Origin of the sequence: Trichocoleus sp. ST-U1 (assembly GCF_039961835.1) — a bacterium.
Taxonomy (GTDB): Bacteria; Cyanobacteriota; Cyanobacteriia; order Cyanobacteriales; family FACHB-T130; genus FACHB-T130.
The window spans coordinates 80,672-88,395 of record NZ_JAMPJZ010000015.1 but is presented as its reverse complement, the minus strand read 5'-3'; the positions used below and the strand labels follow the sequence as shown (position 1 = coordinate 88,395).

At 48.3% G+C, this 7,724-nt stretch carries 4 protein-coding genes; 2 read left to right on the top strand and 2 right to left on the bottom strand.

The genetic code is table 11. From position 1 onward, the window contains the following. The first annotated feature begins 1,035 nt into the window (after nucleotides 1-1,035). The gene (locus tag NDA06_RS08515) at nucleotides 1,036-1,278 is read left to right on the top strand and encodes a hypothetical protein (RefSeq protein WP_190525587.1); all 243 of its coding nucleotides are present in this window, start codon (nucleotides 1,036-1,038) and stop codon (nucleotides 1,276-1,278) included. A 103-nt stretch (nucleotides 1,279-1,381) separates the two neighbouring features. On the opposite strand, the gene NDA06_RS08510 is transcribed toward NDA06_RS08515, so the two are convergent. Next, entirely contained in the window at nucleotides 1,382-1,747 is a 366-nt protein-coding gene (locus tag NDA06_RS08510) for a metal-sensitive transcriptional regulator (RefSeq protein ID WP_190413957.1), read from the bottom strand. Nucleotides 1,748-2,017: 270 nt separating this feature from the next. Between NDA06_RS08510 and NDA06_RS08505 the strand changes: the two genes are divergently transcribed. Next, entirely contained in the window at nucleotides 2,018-3,241 is a 1,224-nt protein-coding gene (locus NDA06_RS08505) for an HhoA/HhoB/HtrA family serine endopeptidase (RefSeq protein ID WP_190525588.1), read from the top strand. 244 nt (nucleotides 3,242-3,485) lie between these two features. On the opposite strand, the gene NDA06_RS08500 is transcribed toward NDA06_RS08505, so the two are convergent. Beyond that, nucleotides 3,486-7,559 (bottom strand): DNA-directed RNA polymerase subunit beta', encoded by a 4,074-nt coding sequence (locus tag NDA06_RS08500; RefSeq protein ID WP_190525589.1) that lies wholly within the window; start codon nucleotides 7,557-7,559, stop codon nucleotides 3,486-3,488. Nucleotides 7,560-7,724: the final 165 nt, after the last annotated feature.

Below are 7,724 nucleotides of genomic sequence, written 5' to 3'. Positions count from 1 at the left end.
TGAGTTTCTCGGCTTAAATCTCTAATAAATCTCATAAGTCTCTTGTTTTCTTGACTTTTGTTTTAGCTTATTCTACTTTTTATTATGTGTAATTTATTTTACATAAGCACTTATTTAAAGGTTATTGTTTTATTCACTGATTATTGTTATTTTTAAGGTTGATTTTTTGCTAAATTTTTTAAGCAAAAAAACAAAGTAATTATTCTATTTTTTAACTTTATAAAAATATATTCATATGAAAATATATTTTATTTTTAGGCGTTACTAATACCAATCGTTGGTTCTATTAATTTAAACAAATTAAAAAAGCAGTCTATGTTAACGAATGCCGATAGTTTATAATCACGTTTAATTTATTTTAAATCGATCCCCGTAGACTCGACAACTTGTAAAAGCTGATTTAAGCACAGTTTTATACAATATTGTGATAAATAAAGGTTTACGTTTAAAGCCAATTGCCAATCTATCGCATAGCTAAACATTTTCCATGTGTAAGCAACTTAGGAGGTGAATCAAAACGTATACAATGTTTAGAATTGTATGGCTTTCATTGTCAAAAAAATTTAAACTCGCTTTTTTACATTTAGTAAAATAAACAATAAAACTATATTATCTAAAGGCTCTTTATTAAAAGAGCTTTAACAAAATTAAAAGTTGTAAAAATGTAAAAATCGTACTTCTATCTATGCTAAAAAATACCTCTAAAAACATTGAATTATGTAAATTTGAGACATCAATATTTACAAGCATTTGAGAGAAAAAAAATTGAAGGATCGCGAGTCCTTTCCTAAAGAGATGAGGCAGCAGCTAGCTTCTTACTTGTGGTACTCTCACAAATAGTTGAGCTGAAAGAATTTGCGAACTTTTCATAGTAGTTGCCTTTATGTCTTCGCGTCTCTTGAGCAAAAATCTCAAATCAGCTCTTCCCGGCGTGTCGTAGATGTTCGCTTCTTCATTTCAGCCACAACCGCCACCCCGTCATGATTGTCGCTGTGGTTTCAGATATCAATTTCATAAACTGCCGAGGGAATAATCATGCCAAAGATAGAATTGACAATTAGGCAGGTAATTGACTTAGTTAAACAACTGCCACAGGAGGATCAGTCCATACTCTTGGATACCCTCGCCTCGGAAAGAAAGATGAATGGCACAGATAGGTTAACAGAGAAAGAGCAGCAGATGCGCGTCTTGAGTGCTGAACGGGGGCTGGATTGGGACAGCTTGAGTGAAGACGACCAAGAGGTGCTTGTTGATAAGTTGCTGCACAAGCATAAGTAAATCCCTAGCTAGAGCGTTGTTTTCGATAGCAATGTTTTTTTCTGGCTTCCACGCAAAGGGAAGCCAGTTTCGCAAAGGGAAGCCAGTTTTTAATCTAACTAAACTAAGGCAAAAATCGATCCAAAGCTTCTTTTAGCTTTTCAATTTCAACTTCAATATTGCCTTCTTCAGCTGCGCGGGCAATACACTCAGTTAAATGTTCATCCAAAATTATCCGCGCCACCCGATCTAGGGCACCCCGCACAGCAGCAATCTGCACGAGAACTTTGGGGCAGGATTCGCTTTCCTGCACCATATTTTTGATGCCTCGGACGTGTCCTTCAATCCGAGACAAGCGATTAACAACCCGCCGCAGTGATTCTTCGCTGTGGACATGATGATGGGGAGACTCTTCATCCCCATGCTCGTGGGTATGTGAACGACCGTGGACGGGCAAGGTTTCGTCAGTTAGCGGATTCGATCCAATCATGGAGAGTCAATAAGGCAGCATTTGTATTCCACATCGTAGCCTATTTAAGTATCTGCTCTTCTAGAGATGAAAAATTGTACTACACTCCACTTCGTGCCCCTACGCTAATGTGTCGCCTCAAAGAATGCGTCTTTATGTTTATAGAAATTTGAGATGTAGGGAAAACCGCATCAGTGCTTGAGCCTAAGTTCAGTCGTTTCACCTGTAAAAATAACTATAGGGATATTTTTGTTACCAGATAGATCATCACAAAGCTAGAAAATTGATGCTATGCAATTTCCAAAGTTTTTTCGGTTTCTGCGTCAAGTCAGTACCTATGTAATTGCCACCTTTCTAGGAGGCATTTTGGCGTTTGGCACTTATCGTGTCTTGCCGTCTCAGGCTGGCCCTGCTCCCAAAGAAGTTGCACTTACTCCAGGGGCATCAGAGCTGGTAGCGCAAAGCAGTATTTCTAGAATTCCCAATACTGCTGCAACTGGCAGTTTTGTCACCGCAGCGGTGAATCGGGTAGGAGCGGCAGTCGTCAGAATTGATACCGAGCGCACAGTCAACCGTAACATCGATCCGTTGTTTGACGACCCCTTCTTCCGGCGTTTTTTTGGTGAAGAGTTGCCCAGAGGGCCGATGCAAGAGCGCCTACGCGGTCAAGGCTCTGGTTTCATTATTGACAAGAGTGGGATTATTTTGACAAATTCCCATGTGGTCAATCAGGCGGATAAGGTGACTGTCACCCTTAAGGATGGACGCACAATAGAGGGGAAGGTACAAGGTGCCGATCCGGTAACGGATTTGGCGGTGGTCAAAATCGATGGAGGTAGCGACTTACCCGTGGCACCTCTTGGAGATTCTAACGAAGTGCAAGTGGGTGACTGGGCGATCGCAGTCGGCAATCCATTAGGATTGGATAACACTGTCACCTTGGGAATTATCAGTACCCTTAAACGCTCCAGTGCCGCTGTGGGGATTCCTGACAAGCGATTGGATTTCATTCAAACCGATGCAGCGATTAATCCAGGTAACTCCGGTGGACCACTCTTAAATCAACAGGGTGAAGTAATTGGCATCAACACGGCGATTCGTGCTGACGCAATGGGGATAGGCTTTGCAATTCCGATTAATCAAGCCAAAACAATTTCTGTTCAGCTGGCGCGTGGAGAAAGAGTCGCTCATCCCTATCTCGGCGTTCAAATGGCAACCCTAACGCCCCAAGTAGCGGCTGAAAACAACAGCGACCCCAATGCTCCCCTACAGGTGCCAGAAATCAACGGGGTCCTAGTCGTGCGAGTGTTGCCAAATACCCCAGCTGCCAAAAGTGGAATGCGCCGGGGGGATGTGATTTTGGAGATTGATGGGCAACCCGTGAAGACTGCCGCCGAGTTGCAGAGAATTGTCGAGAATAGCCGTGTCGGTCAGGTTATACAGATGAAGGTGCAGCGCGCCAGCCAAGCGACATCCATTAGCGTCCGCGCTGGTGAATTGCAAGAACAGTCTTAATTAGTGCTGAGGGCTGAGAGGTGAGGACTGAGTGCTTGAGACTTGAGGATTGAGTGAATTAAAAGTAAAAAGGAATAGAGAAGAGAATATTCTCTTCTCTATTCCTTTTCTAAGGTCTGCAACTTTTTCTTAACTTTCTTAACCCCCTTTTTAAGGGGGAGAAATACAGAAAGTTGCACACCGCGGTTACTACTTTTTGTCTCCTCTTTCTACTCTCTCTTCAGTTCTCGGTACTCATTACTCTCTAGTCGTCGTCCTCAAAGTCGTCGTCATCCTCAACATCGTCAATGAGGTCGTCGTCATCATCAAGAACTGGAGAGATAGCGCCGCCCATTCCATAAGTAGGCCGTTCTTCAAATCCAAGACCTGGGCTGTAAGCACGAGCTGTTCGGTCATCCAGCACCACGTCCAGCGCGTCCTCCTCAACATCCAGTCCGGAACCGAAGCCAGATGCTGACATATCAACATCTGAGCTGATGCTGTCCTCATAGGCATTGAACCCGGTTCCTGCCGGAATCAGTCGCCCAATGATCACATTCTCCTTCAGACCGCGCAGCCAGTCAGATTTGCCTTCAATTGCTGCTTCGGTGAGAACCCGCGTCGTTTCCTGGAAAGATGCCGCAGAAATAAAGCTATCTGTATTCAGCGATGCCTTGGTAATCCCCAGCAACATCGGCGTATATTGCGCCGGTGCCCCGCCAGTAATTGCCATCGCTTCATTCACTTGCTCAATCTGCCGCAGTTCCACCAACTCTCCCGGCAGCATCGTGGTGTCGCCGCCATCATCCACCCGGACTTTCGAGGTCATCTGGCGCACAATCACCTCAATATGCTTATCAGAAATATCAATCCCCTGAGATTGATAAACCGACTGCACTTCATTCACCAGGAAAGTCTGAACCTTCTGCAACGCCATCAGCGCCGCTTCGTAGACTCCCATCGTTTCCCGGTAATGCTCAAAGAAAATCTCTAGAATTTCATGAGGGTTGGCAGGACCATCGGTTAGCGCCTCCGCAGTCTCTACAACCATGTCATCTCCCACAATGACGTTCTGTCCGGGGCCGAGGGGATAGTCAGCCACGACGCCGTCCGATTCAATGACTTTAATCTCCTCTGCGTCCTGCTGAGGTCCGTAAACGACCTGAGCCGTTCCCGAACGCCGTGCCAAAATACACGCTTCTTTTGGCTTCCGGGCCTCCAGCAGTTCTTCAATACGTGGCAAACCTTGGATGATATCCCCAGTTTTCGCCCGCTCAAAGACTAGCAGCACTAGGTTGTCACCCCGCTGCACCAAGTCTCCATCATCGATATGCAAGACGGCTCCGGAAGACACGCGATAAGGACGAGCCAGACGCATCTGGATCGAATCCTCCAAGATGGCGGAAATTTGACCCGACTCTGGGGCAAGTACGCCAGAGGCGATCTCAGTCCCTGCTACTAACAGCGCTCCCACTTTTACGGTGGGTTTAGCGCCTTTCGTATCAACACTTATCCGGTCGGTATCCCGAACCAGCAGCACCCGGCGAATCGAGGCTTCTCCAGCGCGAATCCCCCGGACTTCTCCGGCATCCTTGCACTGAATTTCCGTGCGAGCCACAACGGCTCCTGGCTCGATCTGCTGACCGTCAGTCACCATAATCCGTGTATGGGTACTGCCAGAAAGTGGATCTGCCGCTGTATCCCGACGAATCACCAGAGATTCCGAAACCAAGAGCTGTAAACGCATTTCTGAAGTCCGAGGCGAAAGTTCAGAACTTACGGTTGAAAGCGCGGAGCTTTCTTCGTCGTCCTTGCCTTTTGCTTCAACTCCCTTTCCTTCAATTGGCAGCAACTCAATATCCGCCGCCAGTAGTTCTAAAGCACCAAGGCTCTCGGAACTGCTCTCACTTTCAGCTCCATAGCCAATTTCCAGAACCAATTGCGTCCGCAGCAGTTCCAGCCCTCCGATGGACTTCACCCGTTCCCCATCTTTGTAAGGAAGCCGCTGAACTGCCCGCAGCTCAATCTTGTAACGCCCCCTGCCAGAAATAGAAGCTTGAGACGGTACGCTCGGCTCATCCGGAACGTGAAACTCAGTCACTGGACGCAGCAACAATGCAGGGCCTTCAGGGGTTTCCACAAATTCGGTATAGCGCAACTCGCTAACCGTTAGCCCTGGCATAACTTCCTGCCCCGGATAGAACAGCGATCCATCTGTTCCCATAACTGCTTCTGGGTCATCGACCAAATGTAGTTCACCGGGCTTAATCACGATTTCCCGTAGGATATCGTTTTTCTGAGTTACTTCCACTATCCCAGCTGTTTGACAGAAGATATCTTTGACGACCTCTGTCATGGCTTCTACGTATTGACCGTCTTCCACTTGCAGGAGGGAGATATCCTTGTTCACTTCATGGGATTCTTCTGGAATCCACAGCAAGGTGCCGCCTTTGATGACTTCGTATCCTTGTTTTGCCTTGGCTTTTTTGGCAACTTCCACACCGGCGTATTTGATAATTCCCCCGGTCTGGGTGTTATAGCGATCGTCAATTAAGTCGGCTACTACCTGGTGGTTTTGAACTTTTGTCCCTGGGGTGGCCTTCAGGGAAAAGCGCTGATTGTCGGCGGTATAAATTACATAATGGTCGCGGCCTTGAGTCGCTTCCATTCGCACCCGTGCTTGGTCTAGCAGCACGCTAGCGGTGATAATTTCAATTTCTCGTCCCCGCGAACCAGCGTCATCAGCTTTTAGCCGGACGACACCACCATGCTCGCTCACCAACTTGGTTTCTGCGAGTACGTCGTTGCGATCCACCACTTTACCGTTCTGCACGACGGCTTCGGCACCTGGAGGTAGGTTGTAAACTTCTCCAGACAAAATCCACAACAAACCACCCCGCGCCGCAATCCGGGTGGTGTTCCCCTGGCGGTCGGTTTTTTCTTCTGGAAGCAGACCTTCAAACTTCACTTCGCCTGCCAGGTCAGTGGTAACGTCTTTGGCGGCTTTTTCTGTATGGGCGCGAGTGGAAGAAGCGATCGCAACTTCACCCAATAGCTGTTCTGCCGTTACCGTGCTGCCATTGACACAGTACAGGGTGGAATTTTGAGTGAGCGGAATCGAGATTTGCTCCTGAGTGCTGTCTACCGGATCGAGAATCAATTCCGCATTGGTCGATTCCACCAGCAAGGCATCTTCCCCGTGCCGCGTCCGCAGTCCCCGCGTCCGCATCCCTCGGCTGAAGCGCACTTTGGCGGTCATCGGCGCACGGACTTGTCGCGCCACTTCGCCAGTGAAGACGCCGCCAGTGTGGAACGTCCGCATGGTGAGCTGGGTGCCTGGTTCGCCAATCGACTGAGCGGCAATAATTCCCACCGCTTCCCCCAGATCCACGAGATGTCCGTGGGCGAGGCTCCAGCCGTAACAATGTTGACACACGGAACGGGCGGCTTCGCAGGTCAGGGGCGATCGCACGAAAACTTCTTCTATCCCAGCCTTAACAATGTTCAGCCCCATTTCTTCTGACATCGGCTGATTGCGGGGCATGACCACTTCCCCCGTGGTGGGATGAACCGCATCTTCTACTAAAACGCGACCCAGCAGGCGATCGGACAAAGGAATCAGCACCCGATCGTCCGAAGTCATGCTGCGTAAGCGAATCCCTCGCTGGGTGCCGCAGTCCACTTCCCGAACAATTACATCCTGAGACACATCCACCAGGCGGCGGGTAAGATAGCCGGAATCCGCTGTACGTAGAGCGGTATCTACCAATCCCTTCCGTGCCCCATAAGACGAGATAATATATTCCGTAACGGTCAAACCTTCCCGGAAATTCGTCTTAATTGGCAGACCAATAATCTCTCCCTGGGGGTTTGCCATCAATCCACGCATTCCCACCAGCTGACGCACCTGAGAAATATTTCCCCGCGCCCCAGAAAACGCCATCATATAGACCGAATTCAGGGGATTTTTTTGTCTAAAGTTGCGAACCACCTCATCCTTTAGGGCTTCGCTGGTACTATTCCAGGTATCGATAACCTTTTGGAAGCGCTCCACCTCGGTGATTTCGCCCCGCGTGTAGCGTGCTTCTGTAGAGCGAATTTCAGTTTCGGCAGCGTCCAGCAACTGCCGCTTAGAATCCGGCACCTGCAAGTCATCCACACTAATCGAGACACCCGCTTTAGTCGCGTAGTGGAAGCCCAAATCTTTCAGGCGATCTGCCATTTGGGAGGTGCGGGCACTACCGAAATGCGTAAATGCCCAGGCAACCAGTTTCTTCAGTTGCCCTTTGTCCACCATCCGATTATGAAAAATATTTTTGATTTCTGGTTGCTCTGCCATAAGTTAGGACTGAGGTATAAGGACTGTTAGCGTAGCGGCGCTCTACTCGCAAAACGAGTATTTAAAGAAGACTGAGCGATGAGGCGTATTCGCGTAGGGCCATTCAACTCGCGGACTGAGCGAACACAGAACAAGCCAACACAAAACACCGGAGCGAGGACGTGA